This is a genomic window from Marinigracilibium pacificum, from assembly GCF_012926615.1.
GTDB classification, from domain to species: domain Bacteria; phylum Bacteroidota; class Bacteroidia; order Cytophagales; family Cyclobacteriaceae; genus Mangrovivirga; species Mangrovivirga pacifica.
In genome coordinates this window covers 52228-71941 of the sequence record NZ_JABBNU010000002.1, presented here as the reverse complement: position 1 = coordinate 71941, position 19714 = coordinate 52228, and the positions used below count along the sequence as shown (strand labels likewise).

Below are 19714 nucleotides of genomic sequence, written 5' to 3'. Positions count from 1 at the left end.
TAAAACCCTAACCATGAATAAATTTATCTACATACCAATGCTAATTTTTGCGTTAGTTTCTTGTGCAAACATTGACAACAAAACCATTCAAGACCAAAGCATCACTGGAAATTGGACTCTTCATAAGATGATTGCCGGGAGATCTCAAACAGAGTTTACCGGAAGTGAGCTAGGTAGATATGAATCATACACCTTTCGGGGAGATAAAACTTTTACAAAAACTGTTAAGGAAAGTAATTCTAGTAAATCAGCTTCAGGAAATTATAGTTTAGAAGATCTTTCAGATGGAAAGTACATTAAACTTGAATATGATAATGACTCTGAATTGATTGACAACTGTACTGGCGATCAGACTGAATACCTGAGAATCGAAGAAAAAGAATTAATAGGAGGCTCTGCTCCATGCGATGGTCCTATGTTGATTTACACTAAAGCATATACCGATTAATTAGTATCTTTATTAAATGAAACAAACATTTTCAGGTTTTTGCCTACTAGTTAAAGACTATGATGAAGCGATCGACTTCTACACGAATAAATTAGATTTCACTTTAATTGAAGATACACCCATTAGTAATACTAAAAGATGGGTAACGGTTTCTCCTTCGACGTCATCAGGTGTTATGTTGATTCTTAATAAGGTCAATAATGAAAGAGAATTATCTCAGGTGGGTAATCAAAGTGCCGGAAAAGTATTGTTTATCCTTAACACAAACGATGTAGATTCCGACTATGAAATTTACAAAAGTAAGGGAATTTCAGTCACTCAACCTCCAACTTCATTGCCACATGGCAAGGTTATGATTATAGAAGATTTATATGGCAACCTGATCGACGTTATTGAAAAATAACCAAAATACGCTCCAAAAAAAACACTACAACCTACTCAATAACAAGCACTTAAAAAAACAACCTGTTTACTCATCAAAGTTGAGTTACGATTAAACCAATAAGAATCCATCTATTTTAACCATCTGACAATCAAAACTCACCAAACATTTATTTTGTAATTTTACAATTAATTATTTGACTTTTTTGATGTTTATTTCGATTTTGGCGCCCTTTAAAACCAAAACGCAACCCAAACATGAAAAAAACACTAGCATTATTATGCATGGTGGGCATGATACTATATGCCTGCCAGGAGGAAAACATCAATCCTTCAACGCCATCATCAACTCCTGAAATTATTGAGTTTGCTGACATGCCGGATTCGATTAGGGCCAGATCTTATTCCAGAACGATTTATGGAACTGCCAATCAGGATTTTCTACAAGGCTACTCGAGTAATGATATGATCATAGCTTATGCACACCATGACCAGGTATATGCAAATGGCGGTGATGATTTGATTTACGGAGGAAAAGGAGATGATTTTATTCAAGGAAACTCCGGAAATGACATCATTAGAGGTGATCAAGGTTATGACAAACTCTATGGTGGAGCTGACAACGATTATATCTATGGTGGTAAGGAAAACGATGAGCTTTATGGTCAAAGTGGAAATGACTTCCTTTTCGGAAACAATGGAAATGACAAGGTTAATGGTGGTGGTGGTAATGACACCTATTACTATTATTTGTATGATGGTTACGATATCATTGAAGATGGAGGTGGAACTGACGTTTTACAACTACCTGATATTGCATCAAACCAGGTATCGACAACTACCAATGGATCAGATTTAATTTTAAATCTGCCTGGTGGAAGAATTACTATTCGCAATAATTCAATTGAAAAAATCTACTGCAAAGGTGTTCTCTTAAACACCGGCCAGAGTGCACCAAAACCAAATATTGGAAGCTTTTATTATTCTACTTCTCCAATTACAATTAACACAAATGAGAATTTATCAGTCACTTTAAGTGAATCAACAAACACTACTATTAACAGGACCTATTATGTTGAGGTATCTGTTTCAAGAAGCTCCGGAACTTATACTGTAGCTTATGGCAACTTGACTATTCCTGCAGGAAGGTCTTCTGCTACCGGACAATTCACACTGAAATTTAATCAGGCAGGTCAGATTTATACAACTGTAAAAGTTTATAACTCTAACAAAACACAGCTTTTAGTTAGTAGAAGAGGTAGTTACCCGGATACCATTGAAGATCCTACCGCATCAGATTATATAAAAGGAATTCCATACTTCTGGCAGTTAAACAATGCGATAAACCCATACACTTCTTGTCAGAACACTGCAATTGCAATGGTATTGAATTACTATGGAGCTAATGTTACACCTGACCAGATTTCAAGATATTATGGTACAAAACAAGCCCAAACAGTTCCTGGTTTTCAATATGTATTCAACAATGAAGCAGCTTATGCAGGTATTAGCGCAAGAATATATGGTAATGCCTATGGTTCTCTTAGCCGTATGAACCAGTTTTTAGCTCAAGGCAAACCGGTTATGGCACATGGTTATACTACTTCATACGGACACCTGATAGTCTTTATTGGTTATGATGGTGAATATTACTATGCTCATGATCCATATGGAAGATGGGATCAAAGAGCTTACAGTTCCGGATACTATAAAACTTCAACAGCAGGTAAAGTGGTAAAATATCATAAGAGTGCTGTAAAAGCAGCATTCGCTCCGGACGGATATGTCTGGATGCATGAAGTGTATTTCAAATAAAAAATAATTATGCTTCCTGAAAGTCTAATCTAGACCTTTTGGGAAGCACTTTTAATTTTTTGTCACCTCTTCATTACTATAGCTTCTGGTCATAATTCCAGCTATCAGATCAATAGCGTTATTCCAGGCTTTAAGTATTTCTGGCTTATAAAACTCTCCTAACCTTTCCTCTATTGTCTCTAGCAAAACCTCCTTTAATACCGGATAATGCTCTTTCTCTACACCATATCTCATGTGCTGTTTTCCTAGAGCAGATAATCCCATTTCAAGATGTTCAGGTCTACTAAGCCCATAAATGATACCCCCGAGCATATGAGTAAGCATTCTACCCTGATCAAGCATATTTTTTTTAAACAAATCTCTTACTGCGGGAGCCCGATCGAATAATTTATCGTAAAAATGCTTTGCGAAATCATCTGTATCCTTGAGCAAAAGTTCCATTGAAGCTTGTAATTCAAGGTTTGTATCAAACTGCTTAAACCCAAGTATTTCGATAAGATTATAAGTTTCCTTCTTACCTTTAAGGTTTACTTCCTTATTGATACCGGTTTTAAGTGTATCATCTGGTAAATTTTTTAAAAACTCTTCAGAAACAAGTAGATTAGTATTTAACTCCTTATTCATATCCTGAATTCTACTAGCAACATTAACAGGATCACCTAATACTGAAAACTGTTTGTGTTTAGGATGCCCTAAATTACCTACAAAGGCACGCCCATAGTGGATACCAATCCCTACTTCTACTTGCTCATTAAAATCTTTAAACTCCAGCCTATTTAACCTATCCAAAGCATATTTCATTCCTAATGCTGCCCTTATGGCATCCATGCATGCTCTTTCACCATCAATTCCCGTAGTTCCAAACAGTCCTATTATTTCATCACCAACATATTGATAAATAATTCCATTATTCATCAAAATAGGGTCTCCCAAACTAGTAAAAAGTAAATTCAACATGTGGGCAAGGTCATAGTTAGGATGCTTTGATGCGAGGACTGTAAAATTTCGCATATCACAAAACAATATTGCTAATGCTCTCTCCTGCCCAATATCCTCAGGAAGCATTTCTAATTGAAGTTTACTGATTTCTGCATTTGTCCAGACTAAACGTTGGATAGATACATCGCCATATACCTTTGCTTGACATGCCAACCGGATACTAGGATCCCAATTTCGCTTTCTTATTAAGTCACGTTCGAAGACTGTGGTCTTTGACAGGTTTTCTGAACCATTAATTACTCTTACTCGGCAGGTTGTACACCTTCCATTTCCTCCACATTCATGTAAATGAGGTATTTTATTCTCAATTGAGACATCAAGAATACTCATATGAGGGTTTGAAACTTCAACCTCCCTGTTGATACTGCAATATTTTACTTTAGGTGTGGCCATTCAGGACAAGGTAGCTTTTATCTAATATAACCTTTTCCGTTGAAATTCCATCATATTCCTGCTCCTTATAATGGGCATCAGCCTAAAAAGTATCCTGATAAATGACACTTCTTCATGGTAAATCAACTCAATTAAAGTCGAAATTATACCCCACCGTTAACAGAAATATTTGTGTTTCTCTTTTGCGTTCAAATCGCTGTTCAAAGTCACTACCAAAATTCTCACCGGCAAATCGACGAGTATCAAAGACATCACGCATCGTTAGACTAACATTAAAATCTCCAAATTCACGCTGAATAGTAGCATCCATATAGTAACGAGCCAAATCTCTTCCCTGAGCCTCTATCTCCGGTGACTCATAATTGCCTGTTAATTGCAAATTAATATCTAATGGCAACTTAAAATCGGTTGTGAATTTAGCATACCAGGCAAGCCCGCTATTTGTGAACCCTTCATCAATATTTGTCCCATCAACTTCTGTTCTGAATAATGAATAGCTAAAGTTCATAGACCACCACTCTACAATATTTGTAGTATTAATAATTTCGAAACCATAGGTCTGGCTTGACTCTAAATTTCTTGGGCCACGGTAAGAAATCCCATCAATCACTTCAACAATCCAATCTACCTGACCATCCACGTATCGATAAAATGCATTAGCAGTAACGTTCACTTTTCCATTATCAAACATATACCCTAACTCAAATGAACTGATATATTCAGGTTGAAGGTTAGGATCACCAACTCTTACATTTAACGAATCCGAAACATCAGGAAAAGGATTTAGCCTCCATCCCCCCGGCCTGTCAATTCTCCTGCTATATGTTACTTTAAAAGTACTTTTATCTGTTGGATTCCAGGCAGCCCTTGCACTTGGAAACAAATCAAAATAACGCTGATCATTTTCTTCACCAGTATTATCTAATTTAGTATCTACAATTGTCTTCTCTCCCCTTACACCAAATGAATAGTCAAATTCACCAGACTTTCTACTATAAATAAAGTATCCGGCATGAACTTTATCTTCATATAAAAATCTATTAGTAATCTGCTCTTGATTGATCCAATCTTCACTATTCAAATCATAAATTTCATAGCGGTAATCATTATCAAAGCTTCTGAAAGTAGATTTATACCCCATCTCTAATTTTCCTTTAAATAGTCCCTGAGCATAATCTGCCTGTATTACTGAAGTTTTTCTATATTCATCGCTTTTTGACCTTTCAAAATTATTAGGATCAGTTTCCGGAGTTGTTGTCCCATTGTACACATCAATATTCTGTATTTCGAGCTGATCTCTGAAACTATGACTTATAAATGCTCTGAAAGATTTTAATGTATCTTCAAAAAGATAGTCATACAACAAGGCATTATCCATTGAATAATTATCTTCTATTTCATTATTATCACGTGTATAAGCATTAATCAAAGTTCCGTCATCAATAGTTTCGAGTCTGGTACGACGACGCTCATTATCATTTTCATACTCCTTATTAAAGGCTCCTTCATAACCAATTTTATGTTTGCCTGAAAATGTATGATCTCCACCTAAGGTAATCGTATGTTCCTTATCCTTTCTTTCATCACTGTTATTCTGAAATAAATAACGATTATCAGAATAGGTTATCCTTTCAGTTGTTGAACTACCCACCCTGGGCCAGTTACGATAACTATAACCACCATAAATCGATGATTTTTTTGTCTTATGACTTACATTGATATTAGCATTTGCACGAAATCGAGTCCCAATTGTCCCCTCAATTTTCCCTTTGGTTCCTAGCTCTTCACCTTGTTTCAATTTGATATTAATTACTCCTCCTGCAGCTGAAGCATCATATTTGGCATTTGGGTTTGTAATAATTTGAATACTCTCAATTGCACTGGCTGGTATTTGTTCTAAATCTGAAGTTAAAGTAGAATTTCTTCCATCAAGCAGAATGTTTGTACTACTACTACCTCGTAATGAAACACTACCGTCTGACGACACTCTTACCGATGGAGTATTTCTTAAAACATCTAATAAAGATCCTCCCAAATTAGTTAATGTCTGGTCTGGCTTAATTTCTAATCCTTCAATTGTAGATTTAACAGGTTGATTAATTTTCGATCCTTCAACTACCACCGCCTCCATTAGCTCTGATTTTTGACTGATACCAATTTTCCCCAAATCAATATTTTTAGTTGTTACAGTAACATTCTCAATGACTTTGTCTTCATAACCAACAAATGAAATCAATACTTGATATTCCCCTTTATTTACCTTGACACTAAATATCCCTTTGTCATTAGATGTGCTCCCTGTTATTGGGGCTTCATTTAAGCTTTTGTAAATTGCAATCTGTGCAAACGGTTGTGGTTCATTTGTATTTTCGTCAATTACCTTTCCTGAAATAGAAACCATTTGGCTAAAACCAACCATTGGCCAAATCAACATTAATAATATCAGTATTCCTCTTAACTTACACCTCATACAAAAACAAACATTTATTTAGATTCATATGTTTAATCTCCTCTTATTTAAGATCAAACATAATTAAAGCTCCTCTTTAAAATATACAATACAATTCTGATTGAATTCTGAAACGCCACTGTTCATCAAATACTTACCTTATTATCAAAAGGTATTTCTAGAAAAAATAGCTATTTTAAGAATAAAATAATCTTATCAATCATGAAGACAGTGCCCTATTTTATAATACTATTGATTTTATATTGTTCATCGGCTACAGGACAAAACACAGATTTCAATCAAAATGTATCAAGTGTCGATTCAATCATAGAAACTTTATATTCAGTGATTTCCGGAGAAAAAGGAGAGAAGAGAAACTGGGAGAAATTCAAATACCTTTTCCACCCTGAAGCCAGGTTGATCCCAACTATTAAAAACGATAAAGGCTTGGGTGTAAATTATCTAACACCTCAGGACTATATAAACAGGTTTGGACAGAAGCTTGAAGAAAATGGTTTTTATGAAAAGGAAATTCATCGTGTTACTGAACGATTTGGCAATATTGTACACCTCTTTAGTACTTACGAATCTTATCAAAGCAAGACAGATAATACTCCATTTGCCAGAGGAATAAACAGTATTCAATTATTATATGATGGTACCCGTTGGTGGATAATTAATATTTATTGGCAAAGTGAGAGTAGTAAACATCCTTTACCGGATAAATATCTGCCAAAAAATAAGTAAAACAGGATATTAGAACTGGAAGTAAATAAATTGCTGTCCGGTCGTTTGTACGATTAACAGTCCAAAAATCATCAACCCCCAGATAAATGTAACAAGCCAACGTGGACTAGACTCTATGACTCCAACAAGTGATCGCTTTCTCATCATAAAATGCCCAATAAATACCAATACCATTAGCCCTAAAACAAAAACTATGCTTGATGTCCACAAACTTGGTTTTCCGGTATGAATAAAAAACATTGAACCCAGAATATTCATTGCAGTCTTAAAATCTTGTGCCCTGAAGAAAACCCAGGTAATATTCACACATTGAAAAGTTAAAAATGCCAGCAACAAGTTTACAAAGACATTTTCTGTTTTTATATGTACTTTGTTTTTCAACAATCTTTCAATTATCAAATAAAACCCATGAAGGAAACCCCAGAAAATAAATGTCCAGCCAGCCCCATGCCATAGTCCTCCAAGTAACATTGTCATCATCAAATTCACATAGGTTCTACTGACCCCTCCTCTGTTTCCACCTAACGGAATGTATAAATAATCTCTTAACCAGCTACTCAATGAAATATGCCATCTTCCCCAAAGATCAGAAAAACCAATAGCTCCATAAGGATACCTGAAATTATCAGGCAGACCAATTCCCAGAGTAAGTGCAATACCAATTGCACAAAGAGAATACCCCGCAAAATCAAAAAAGATTTGACCTGAAAATGCCAAAACACCAGTCCAGGCATCGATCGCCGGTAAAATATCTTTTGATCCGAAGACGGAATCTGAGACATCAGAAAATAATGAATCAGCGAATACAGTTTTCTCAAAAAGTCCAATTGTTAATAAAAGCATGCCTAGGACAAACTGGTTTTGAGTTGCTTTTTTAGGTTCATAAAACTGAGGTATCAATTCATCAGACCTGACAATCGGACCGGCAACAAGTTGAGGGAAGAAAGTTACATATAAAGCAAAATCCAGGAATGTCTTTGCTGGTTGAATCCGGTTTCTATACATGTCAATAGTATAAGACATAGTCTGAAACGTATAAAATGATATCCCCATAGGTAGAATAATATCCATTTCAGGAGGAGTATATTCAATTCCAAAAACACCAAGAAAACTCTGGAAATTTTCTATCATAAAATTCCCATACTTGAAAAAGCCCAAAAACCCCAGATTGACACATATACTTAATACAAGCCAAAGTTTTCTTTTATTCTTTTCAGTAAGCCTAAATATTTTATTCCCTGCAGTCCAGTCAACTAAAGTTGATATCCACAACAAAAGAATCAAAGGCGGATTCCATAAACCATAGAAAATATAACTGGCTACCAGGAGCATGACCTTTTTGCCCTTCCAATTAAATATTGGCGAGTAATAAAGGATTAAAACAAGGATAAAGAAAAATATAAAACCGAGAGTGTTAAATAACATACGTTAATCTTTAATTAAACTATCCTTTTTTAATTCTCGCACTAGCATATTAGTGAAAATTCTTTGTTGTTTCTTGCTAAAATGTGACCATTCGGGAGGCTCAAAATCTTTTATTTCTTCATAATCTTCGAAATGATAACCTACACAACCTGTTTCCTTCAATAGTTCATTCCAATATTTTTCCCTTGGCATTCTTTTCATTTCTTCGAGATAAACTCCGGATACGGTTGGTCTGATAAATGCTACTCTACCTCCTCTTTTTTTAAATATCTCAATCTTATCTACATATTGTTTGATAACCTGTTCTCTGGTAGAATCATAGTTATAATGTTCCTCTCTATCAAATTTACTCCATATTGCTTTCTGCTGATTTTGTAATACGGTATCAATCTCAAATTGATCAGTCATTCTAGAATCTCGGAACTCATCAATATCGATCATTCTTGGCCACTCTATTGGTCCTTCTACTGAATCACGGTTAGCAAATTGAACTCCGTCAATTAACGATTCGAAAGAATAATCTTCAACATTGATATAGGCCAAACTCTTATCAAATGGCTTGTATATTATATGATTCAGCTTTTGGGCGTAGGTTTGTTTTTCATAGTATCCAACTGACTTCCCTATTACTCCTTTAGCCCACGGATGTTCTTTAGGTAAAAAAAATAATCCCGGTGCTACACCAATTATTAATAATCCATTAAAACCAGAATTATCAACTATATCTTCCAAAATGGGATATGGACAGGATCCAGGAAGTGCAAGTTGTAAAGGTTTCCTGCCTGTGAGTGAATCCCATAGCTGAAGATTAATATCCTGATGTGCTCTTGATGAACCAATAATAACAACATCCCTTTCATCGAGGTCATCTAATTTTGCTCGTTGTTCTGCCCATAAATCTTCAGTATCATCAACATGCGGATATTCTCCCTGGCTTCTGAAGTATAACTCATATCCTGACAATAGCAAAAAACCGATTAGCGTGGCAATAATTAAATGACGGTATTTCAAGGCTCTAATTTTTAATGAATATATAAAAAAAAGGAATAATTAAAAATTTTCTTTAAATAAGTCAGTAAAAACATCTACATTTTGCAATTAACTAATTCATAACAATTCCTTTAATAATAGAATAAAGTAAAAAATTACCTTCGCGAGAAAATCATCAACCAAAATGAAAAATTCTAATAAAGATATTCTAAGTAGCTTAAGTCGTAGAAAATTCCTGAGAAACACTGTTATGGCTACGGCTGGATTAGCTATTGCTCCTTCTGTTTTGATTGGATGTAAAGATGAAGAAGATCCTTTTGATCCGGATGGAGAATATGGTTTCTTTGAAGGAGTTGCTAGTTTCGACCCCGAGATTGACAGAGTTATATTGTGGTCAAGATATACTCCCGCTTCAAATGAGTCAAACCCGCAGATCGTACTTGAAGTATCAAAAAATGAAAACTTTAATAACCTTGTTGTTTCCCAACCTGTACAGATAGATTCCGCCAGTGACAATACATTATATGTTGATTTAACAAACCTGGATTCTAATACTACTTATTTTTATCGATTCTCCAGTGTCAGTACAAAAGCTGTTTCTAAAACTGGTATAACAAAGACTCTTCCTGAACCTGGAGAAGTAAATCAAGTAAAAATTGCGGTGGTATCTTGTGCAAATTACCAGGCTGGGTTATTCAATACCTACGGTGCTGTTTCTAATTCGGATGCAGATATTGTTGTACACCTTGGTGATTATATTTATGAATATGGCAAGGGTGGTTATGGATCAAATGAACTAACCGCTTTATTGGGAAGATACCACTCTCCACAAGGAGAGATCATTTCAGTTGATGACTACAGACAAAGATATCGACAATACCGTCAGGATAAGCAATTACAGGAATTACACCGTACAAAACCATTTATTTGTGTCTGGGATGATCATGAAATCGCCAATGATGCTTATAAAGACGGAGCGCAAAATCACCAACCTAATGAAGGTGACTATAACACCAGAAAACTAAATGCTATTCAGGTCTGGCATGAATATTTACCAGCAAGAGTATCTGATAATGCGAAGATTTACCGAAACTTCAATATCGCTGGAATTATTGACCTGATCATGCTTGACACCAGAATTGCCGGAAGGGATAAACAGCTTGATTATACGGATTACTTTTCCGCTACTGGATTTGACCAGGTTTCATTTGGACAGGACTGGCAGGATCAAAATAGAACCATACTCGGCAACGAACAATTAAATTGGGTAACCACTAAATTATCCGGAAGCACAGCCAAATGGCAGGTACTTGGTAGTCAGGTTTTGATGGGCAAATATTATATTCCGGCTGAACTACTAGTTATCACTGCCCAAATTGCCGGTGGAAGTGGCTCTCAGGAAATACTGCAAAAATATACACAGACTGTTACAGAACTTGTCACTATAAAATCAAGGATGGCTATGGGCGACCCAACAGTTACTCCGGAAGAAAAAGCAAGGGTTGAAACTGTACTTCCATATAATCTGGATGCGTGGGATGGTTACCCGGTTGAAAGAGAAAAAGTGTTTGCTGCGGCATCAGCTAAAAATCTTATATCTATAGCCGGAGATACTCATAATGCCTGGTACTCTAAACTATCTGACTTTAATGGAAATGAAGTAGGCAAGGAAATGGCTACCGCCTCAGTTTCTTCGCCAGGATTTGAAGGAATATTTGGAAACGACCCTCAAGTAATTGCCGGATTTGAACTTGCCAATACTATATTGATAGATGACTTAATTTATGCAGATGCATCAAGAAGAGGTTACATGCTTATTACTTTTGATGCTGGCTCAGCTTCTGCAGACTGGAGATTTATCAGAACGCTGGCTACTGAAGACACTTCAACAACGTCTGGAAACTCAATCCAGATTTAACACTAAAAAAGCCAACTCTGTAAAAGGAGTTGGCTTTAATTTATTTTTTAGATTTTAACTTCTTAATTGTTCTGGAGGATTGCACATATAGCAAAAATCCACTGGCAACTGTGAACAACCCAAAAACAGAAAAGATTTTCAACAGCCAATTATTAAAATCATCTCTTCCGGCATAATCCATAGTATGAAACATCCATAGGAAATCAAATATCCTCCATTGATCATGGCGAATACTCTGAAAAGTTCCTAGTTCAGGACTAACATAAACAGTACAATCAGGGTTTTCAAAATCAATAGCCCATACAGGTAATCGACGACCACGATATTCATGATGATCACCAACTTCTTTGACTAACTGTGCATTTAAAATTGTAGATCCATCTACCAATTGTTCTTTTGCAACACTAATGGCATCATCTTCATTCAATTGCTCTCTCACTTCGCCTGTATGACAGTTGACTAATGCGATTTTCATATGGTCAGAATGATCAGTATGATCATGAGTATTATAACCAATCTGATAATATTGTTTATCTAGAATTCTTACTAGTTTGAACAAATGAACCATTTCTGATGATTCACTTATATTCAGAATATTAAACGCACTATCCGGTGATATCATTCCTGGTTGAAATGTTAGCTCCGGTATCTCCTTCCTCAGGTGGTCTCCATGTACATTATCAATGTTATTCCAACTGAAATATAAACCACTAACAGTCCATCCGATAAACTGGATCCCAATAAAGATCCCCAGATACCTGTGGAGTTTTCTCGTATAAAATTGCTTACTTCTCTTCATTTAGCTCAAAAAATAATCCCATAAAAATAATGAAATCAATCGTTAAGTCTTTAGCGAATTCAAACGTTTTTATATTATGAGCCTCAAGACTTTAATCAGTTTAAAGAATCTACTATCCCTCAAAAACAAAAAGGCAACCATTAATGATTGCCTTTAATTATTTATAAAAAACTGAACTTAATCATTTTTACCATTAGTGCTTATGGCATCCCTAATTCCGAGAATTCCTTTAGTAACTTCTTCGATTTGCCCAAGCATCTGCCCCATTTGGTTTCCTGAACCATAACCTTTAATTCGTTGCTGCTTAACAAAAAGTTCTTTAATGGTCTGCCATCTTTCAATGCTTACTCCTTCAAGTTCATTATTAAGTTCTTTAAGCTTCAACAAATTAGCTTCGGCTCCAGTAGTTAATGTCTGTGCTTCATTTTCATAGTGACTATCCACCAACACCTTTAATTCTGAATCATTCATCACCGAAAACACCTTTTCAGCTATTTTATTCATATCACGATATGAACCTTGAAGTTTGAATGGAGGTTCAGTACGATACTCATCTGCCTGTCCTGCCGAACGGATATATTCCATATTTACTTTCAAGATGACATCTCTTACCTCAAAGAGCTTCTGAAAAACAGAAATATACTCTTTTATCTCAGCCTGAGAGTGATTTGTTTCAAATGTAGCACCCTCAATCGAGTCTCTTTCAGCAGCTGACACTAATGTGTAAACATCATTAAGGCTTTTCCCAGCAAGCTTGTTAAGCACTGGATTTGAAGTAATACAGTTTTCGATATAACTTAACTTGAAAACATCTGCAGAGTCACCAATAATATCTCCTAAATTGTAAACATCAGCTCTGTTTGATAGCATGTCCGGAATTTGAAACTTCTCTCCACTTTCAGTATATGGGTTTCCAGCCATGACCACAGACACCTTTTTACCCCTGAAATCATATGTCTTACTACGACCTTTATATACACCTTCTATCTTTCTTTGAGCATCGCAAAGCGATATAAACTTTTGAAGAAACTCCGGATTACAATGCTGAATATCGTCAATGTAGATCATCACATTGTCTCCCATTTCAAATGCCAGATTGAGTTTTTTCAATTCTTCTCTTGCAGCAGCGTTAGGAGCTTCAGCCGGGTCAACAGACGTTACCGAATGGCCAATCGCAGGTCCGTTTATTTTCATGAAAATCACGCCCAGCCTATTCGCGATATATTCCATCAAGGTTGTTTTACCATAACCCGGAGGCGATATCAAAAGGAGCATACCCATAAGGTCTGTTCTTTTCGCTGCACCCGTTTCTCCGATTTGCTTGGCAAGGTTGGCTCCAATCATTGGAAGATAAACTTCATTAATCAGCTTATTTCGTACAAATGAAGACATTACTTTTGGCTTGAACTCTTCAAATCGAAGGTCATCATTGAACTTTTCAATTAGCTCTCGTTTCAATTCATGGTACCTTCTAAACATTGGCACGACCTCATTATCGTATTTAGTCAGCCTCTCCATGAATCGGTTAAAATTCAACTGATAAACACCTTCATTAATAACACCATGCGACCCTTGTAACCCTTCGATATTTTCTATCAATGGAACATTAACCATTCTCTCTGGCTTTTTACCTGATAACACAATCAATGATGCTTCATATACAAAGTCAGATAAATTTTGGTCTCCAGTATTATCTACAAAAGCACCGATCCACTTGGCAATCAATGCAAACCGATCAGATACATTCTCAATTTCTTTAATTGAGTTTCTAAATCTGTCTTCAGCATTTCTCTTTTTAAGATATGCTATAAAATCATCACTTAATTTTACAGCATCGTAAGAATTGATAAACTCATCATGATCCTTAATTTCATAAAATAAGTACTCTGCAGCTGAGCCTACTGAGGTATCTGAAATTAATTGTGCTCCATGATCATTCATCAAAGCCTTAAGTTCTTCAATCATCTCATTATATTCCTTCAAAGCAGGAAACACATCAATGATTATTCCAAGACCCTTAATTCGTTTATCAAGTGATAATCGTTTATTTTGATCCAAAGAATAATTCCAGAAAAATCTAGCTAAAGACCTTGCATTTGAAGAATACCTAAGAAGTCCACCTGAATGATTAAACTTCAAGATTGAATTCAACAACAAAGCTGCATCTACCTCATGAACACCTTTAACATATCCTTCTTCATAGCGTGTAGCCATAAACTTACTAACCACTGATTTCAACTGATCAACGGTAGAAGTAGTAAGATCATCAATTGAAACCTTCTCATCAGATATTATCAGTTGCCCTTTTCTTGCGACATTAAATAATTTATATGCCAGATACTCCGCCCTGTAGATATGCTTATTTTCTGAAATCAATGATTGATTCCAAACAGGCTTACTCTCAACAATTGTTGCATCTTCTATTTCCTCATATAAGTTGGTTCCCGTAAGGTGGAAATACAAATTATCATCTTTAGGAATTATGGTGATTTCAGGCTTCTGGGTATTAACAGAAAATTTATAGTTACCAAATTTGATGATGTCTTTACCACCTTCAAACAATTCGGTTTTATCACGAAGCTGCCTGATTGCATCTTCTTTTAGAGACTTCAGCCTGCTTTGAACATCGTCAGACTTTACCGAATCGCCGATATCAGCAAGTTCAGCAATAATATTGCGCAATTTTTCAATCATCAAGTCTGAAGAAAAGTATCCATTGATCTCAGATACAGACTCCATTCTTTCTGCACGACTTTTTGCTGCACCTAATATCCTGTCTGCTGACTGTATCAGGGACGTTGCACGTTTATTTTTAGCTTCAACTAACTGAACTTTTCTTGATTCAAATGCATTGTAAATTTCTTCGCGCTTTTCAGAAATCTTGTCAACGAAGTCATTAAACTCAACAAACTTTCCTTCAAGCTCTTCTAATTGAACCATTAATTTGGCAAGGTACTCATCGCATTTTTTAGCTGTATCGGCAAGGTCAATATAGTTAGTCACCCCCTGCTCAACCAACTTTATCTGAGCAACAAACTCAGCTTTACCTTCTACCAACATCATGGCCCTTTTCTTATTCTTGAAATCAGACCTGATTTTGTTAAGGGTGGAAAATAAAGCAGAAATATTTTCAATAATCTGGGTTGTTTTGGTAGGATCAGAAATCTTCAGGTTACTAACAATATCAATCAACATTTCAAGCCCACCTGCAATCTTTTCACTTTCCTTATCCAGCTTTTCTATATCAACGACCTTTTCCACCTTATCAAGATCACTACTTAATGAATCAACTTTTGACTTATAATCGTCAAGGGCATCTTCTCTCAGTAAAAACCTGATACAGCTATCAGAATACCTTAGATTTTCATCTTTAAGTAATTGCTCATATTTTTCAACCTGAGCCTCGTCTACATATCTTAATGCTTTTAATGATTCTGTTTCACCTCTTAATTCTCTAAGTGAAGTCAGATTTTCCACATACTGATCCAGAGATTTGTGCGTTGTCAGACTGATCTTTTTTATAAGTCCATCTACTCGTCCTAAAACATCTTCAACTTGTTTTTTGGTATTACTTTTTATCTGAACAACCTTATCAAACTCATCAATTGCCGAAGAAGCTATTTCCTTTATATCAACAAGAAATTTAGAAGTATTATCAGCTTCCTGATGACCTAACCAATGATAACTATCAATGACATCGGTTGCCATTTTATTCAGATCATCGTAGAGATTTTTATAGTTTTCACCCTTTTGTACCAGGGTGATTATCTCATTACACTCGGCCATTGCCTTAACGATCTCTTTATTTCCAACTTTAAATAAAAACGAATCGCTTTGGGCTGTTTCTACCTGAAAGTCAGGACCGGTAAATGGAGTTTGCCAGATTTTTGTCGAATGATGTTTTTTAGGTTCGTTGTCAGAATTAAAGTAACAAAGCTCTCCATTTTCGAATAAAGCATATCCATGGCAAACTATTGGATTTTCAACCCTCTGCTTAATAATATTATATGGCAGCAATAAGTATAACCCACTTTCACGGTTATAATAAACATACAAATAATCCTCTCCATTTGGTGATGAGATTACCTTCTCAAAAACCATGTGCTCCAGATTATTATCAAACAGCTTAAAATCACCATTCTGAAGGTAATAACCGTTTGAAAAGATTATTCCCTGATCATCAGGCAGCATAATACATGATTCGGAAATCGCATTAATGCGTCTGGCTTCCTGAAGCTTACTATTGAAAACTATATATCGATAATTATTTTCCTGATAAGGTCTGACTTTCAGCAAAATCAAATTACCAAGAACAGCATAAGACACTTCTGCATCATCAAGAGTTTGGTCAGGATTATCCACATCCTCAGTATAAATCCCTTTACCTGTATCAGTATTATCTTCAACCTTTATGGTAAGATCACCTCCGGTTGTTTCAATAAATATTTTTTCTTCTATCGAAATATGAGGGTATTCTCCCTTTCGATGGTCATCACGACTGGTTCTTTTCCATTCAAAATCATGTTGAGCTGGAAATTCAAACTCATGATCACTTCTATTATCAATATATTGTAACGCTCCTCCATTAATCAACCATTTAAAGGTTTTAATGTCAGATTCTAACTTACCGATCCTGAAAACCATAAATAAATGAGGACCGATAACCGCAAATTTTATAAAGCGTGTTTCTTTATAATACTTATATAACTTATGAAAGTCATCTTTGAACTGTTCATCGTCAAGAATAGAAAGATCTGCTACCGGAAAAGTATGATCGATATATTGATGAACACTAAATACGTCTGATAATTCAACATGCTTCTTTAACCCCAGATGAACATTAAAGCCGAAAATAAACTTATTTCCAATTGGCACCATATCCCATGGAATACAATTATGCTCGGTAGTAATTCGATCAGTTCCAATTAGTGAAGTTTCGATTGAACCGAATACACTTTTCCTCTTACCATCAAGTGATTTTAATGCACCAATCAAATCTTTGGTACTCGATTGAAGCCTATTCTTTAAAACTTCATATGTACCGTTATCTAATGTTCCTGATTGATCAATATTTGAAGCTGCTTTTTCTTCAGACATACAGGTAGTCAGTTAAGTTTATAGTTGAGAAGAAAGCAGTCCGGCGTTTACCGGACCGCAATTACATAGTTGTTTAAATTATTTATGCTAAACCAAGCTTTCTTGGTGACTCGTTATCAAGCCCTGCTGATTTAGCAATCCCCATTAGCTGACGAATGTTATCTTTCATATCGTCATCCTGGGCATTTTGCATCATTTTAAATAATAAAGCAGAGATTGACAGGTTTTTAAGATCTTCTGAAGATATATTTAGCGCCTTCATCATCTCTCCGATATTAGTTCTGAATGAAGAACCACCATCAGACTTCAAAAACGCATCCTTCACATCAGTGATTACCTCACTACTCTTCATAAAACCGTCAATTGCTTTACCTTTTGCCATTGAACCAACAATCTGATTGAAGAAAGTAGATTCTCCGCCAATGATATCAATTTTCGCAGTTTTCATTGCTTCAGCCATAACTTCCGCCTGAGCTTGAGCAATCTGTCTGTTCATATCAAGCTGAGCAAGTTGTACAGTCCTGTCTTTATCAAGTCTCATCTTGAACTCTTCATGCTCCATTCCGGCACCATCAAGAATCTTCATTGCTTCAGCCTTCTCTTTGATTCCTTCAGCATCTGCTTTAGCCTTCGCAGCAATCACACTTGCTTCAGCAAGACCATCTTTTTCTTTAGCAACAGCCATTACTTCAGTCACCTCAGAATCAGCCTTACCTTTCTCACGGGTAACTTTCGCAGCAACGAATCCTAATCTTTCATCAGCTTCAGCCTGTGCATTTGCCTTAAGTCTGATACCTTTAGCTTCAGCATCAGCCTTCATTTCGATTACAGACGCTTCAGACTCTCCTTCTTTCTCCATTGCTTGTGCTTTAGCTGTCATCACTTGAGCCTCTGACATACCAATTGCTGCTTTCTGAGCTGCCTCTGCGTCAGCAAGAGTTTTCATTGCCTCTGCTCTATGAATAGCTGCCGCTTGTTCAGCCTCTGCATCAATCAATGCCTTCTTAGCTAAAGATTCAGAAGCTTGCTTAGCAGCTTCAGCAGCTTTGATTTCCTGAACTAATGCTTCCTGAGCTTTTTGTTCAGCAACGGTTATTGCTACCTGCTTATTTCTTAATGCCTCTGCATTCGCTCGAGTATCTTTAATCTTCTCTTCCTCCTCTACAGTTGCTTTCTCAACAGTAACTCTTTCACGGATAACCTCCTGGATATTTCTACGCTCAACTTCAAGAGATTTCTCTTTATCTATCTGAGCCAGCTCAACTACTCTTTCTCTTTCAGTTGCTTCCAAAGCTCTTGCCTGCTCTACTCTTTCAGTTTCAATCGCTTCAGCCTTCTCTTTATTCTTCTGCGCAACTATGATTTGACGCATTTTATTCTCTTCAGCTACTCCGATTTCCTCTTCAGTAGCTATTCTCGCTTGCTGAGCTTTTTTCTCATTTTCAGCACGTACTTTTTCAATCTCCGCAGATTCTCTTGCTCTGATTGATTCTACCTCTCTACGCTGTTGCTCTTCTTTTTCGATCTGCTGTCTTTCAAGCTGCAGGATTGTCTCCCTGGCTTCAACATCCTGCTTTTTGATCGTCTTCTCTCTTTCTCTTTCGATCAGGTTTGCTTTGATCTTTTCTTCAGCAGTAAGCTCAATAATCTTTTTGATACCCTGAGCATCTAGAATATTGTCTTGATTAAGGTCATGGATTGAAGTCTGCTCAACATAATCAATAGCACAGTCATCAAGTACATAACCATTCAGGTCTGTACCAATTTCCTGGAGGATTTTTTCTTTAAAGCTTGCTCTGGAATTATATAATTCAACAAAGTCAAAGTGCTTACCTACAGTTTTCAATGCCTCAGAAAACTTGGCATCAAAAAGCATTTCAAGATCAGCAATTTCTGAGGCACGATTACATCCGATAGACTGTGCTACGTGAATTACATCCTCAGTCGTTTTGTTCACCCTGATAAAGAAACTAACCTTGATATCTGCACGCATATTATCTCTGCAGATCAATCCGTCTTTACCCATTCTAGATATATTTAAGGTTTTCAGGGTTATATCCATTACCTCAAGCTTGTGAAGTACCGGCCAAACCAGCATTCCTGAAAAAGACACTTTTGCATCTCCAAGACCGGTTCTGATCAATGCTTCTCCTTGCACTGCCTTCCGGTACATTTTTATAAACATTGATAAGATCCCGATTATCAGAATCACAATAGCGATTATAGAGATCAATAAAATTTTATCTGCCATGT

12 protein-coding genes are annotated in these 19714 nt (G+C 36.1%); 5 read left to right on the top strand and 7 right to left on the bottom strand.

Annotated features, from left to right (window positions below; translation table 11 throughout):
* Nucleotides 1–13 precede the first annotated feature (13 nt).
* From HH304_RS02820 to HH304_RS02810, 3 genes are all read left to right on the top strand, one after another.
* Nucleotides 14–448, top strand: a complete 435-nt coding sequence (locus tag HH304_RS02820; RefSeq protein WP_169677945.1) for a lipocalin family protein — start codon at nucleotides 14–16, stop codon at nucleotides 446–448.
* A gap of 16 nt (nucleotides 449–464) precedes the next feature.
* The gene (locus HH304_RS02815) at nucleotides 465–851 is read left to right on the top strand and encodes a VOC family protein (protein ID WP_169677944.1); all 387 of its coding nucleotides are present in this window, start codon (nucleotides 465–467) and stop codon (nucleotides 849–851) included.
* Between the two features lie 236 nt (nucleotides 852–1087).
* Entirely contained in the window at nucleotides 1088–2644 is a 1557-nt protein-coding gene (locus HH304_RS02810) for a C39 family peptidase (RefSeq protein WP_169677943.1), read from the top strand.
* Nucleotides 2645–2695: 51 nt separating this feature from the next.
* Here HH304_RS02810 and HH304_RS02805 read toward each other — a convergent pair whose 3' ends face one another.
* Complete coding sequence (locus tag HH304_RS02805) at nucleotides 2696–4036, bottom strand: adenylate/guanylate cyclase domain-containing protein (protein WP_169677942.1); 1341 nt, start codon at nucleotides 4034–4036, stop codon at nucleotides 2696–2698.
* A gap of 127 nt (nucleotides 4037–4163) precedes the next feature.
* Entirely contained in the window at nucleotides 4164–6506 is a 2343-nt protein-coding gene (locus HH304_RS02800) for an outer membrane beta-barrel family protein (protein ID WP_169677941.1), read from the bottom strand.
* Nucleotides 6507–6707: 201 nt separating this feature from the next.
* Here HH304_RS02800 and HH304_RS02795 point away from each other — a divergent pair, with 201 nt between their 5' ends.
* Complete coding sequence (locus HH304_RS02795) at nucleotides 6708–7232, top strand: hypothetical protein (RefSeq protein WP_169677940.1); 525 nt, start codon at nucleotides 6708–6710, stop codon at nucleotides 7230–7232.
* Between the two features lie 9 nt (nucleotides 7233–7241).
* On the opposite strand, the gene HH304_RS02790 is transcribed toward HH304_RS02795, so the two are convergent.
* Entirely contained in the window at nucleotides 7242–8657 is a 1416-nt protein-coding gene (locus HH304_RS02790) for an MBOAT family O-acyltransferase (RefSeq protein ID WP_169677939.1), read from the bottom strand.
* Between the two features lie 3 nt (nucleotides 8658–8660).
* On the bottom strand, nucleotides 8661–9668 hold the full coding sequence (locus HH304_RS02785; protein WP_169677938.1) for a hypothetical protein: 1008 nt from the start codon (nucleotides 9666–9668) through the stop codon (nucleotides 8661–8663).
* A gap of 163 nt (nucleotides 9669–9831) precedes the next feature.
* Here HH304_RS02785 and HH304_RS02780 point away from each other — a divergent pair, with 163 nt between their 5' ends.
* Nucleotides 9832–11565 carry an alkaline phosphatase D family protein gene (locus HH304_RS02780; RefSeq protein ID WP_169677937.1) on the top strand — a complete coding sequence of 578 codons (1734 nt, stop codon included), beginning with the start codon at nucleotides 9832–9834 and terminating at the stop codon, nucleotides 11563–11565.
* Between the two features lie 40 nt (nucleotides 11566–11605).
* On the opposite strand, the gene HH304_RS02775 is transcribed toward HH304_RS02780, so the two are convergent.
* The 3 genes from HH304_RS02775 to HH304_RS02765 form a co-directional block, all read right to left on the bottom strand.
* On the bottom strand, nucleotides 11606–12364 hold the full coding sequence (locus HH304_RS02775) for a PepSY domain-containing protein (RefSeq protein WP_169677936.1): 759 nt from the start codon (nucleotides 12362–12364) through the stop codon (nucleotides 11606–11608).
* Between the two features lie 177 nt (nucleotides 12365–12541).
* On the bottom strand, nucleotides 12542–17461 hold the full coding sequence (locus tag HH304_RS02770) for a DNA repair ATPase (RefSeq protein ID WP_271711477.1): 4920 nt from the start codon (nucleotides 17459–17461) through the stop codon (nucleotides 12542–12544).
* An 82-nt stretch (nucleotides 17462–17543) separates the two neighbouring features.
* Entirely contained in the window at nucleotides 17544–19712 is a 2169-nt protein-coding gene (locus HH304_RS02765; protein WP_169677935.1) for a flotillin family protein, read from the bottom strand.
* Between the last annotated feature and the right edge of the window lie 2 nt (nucleotides 19713–19714).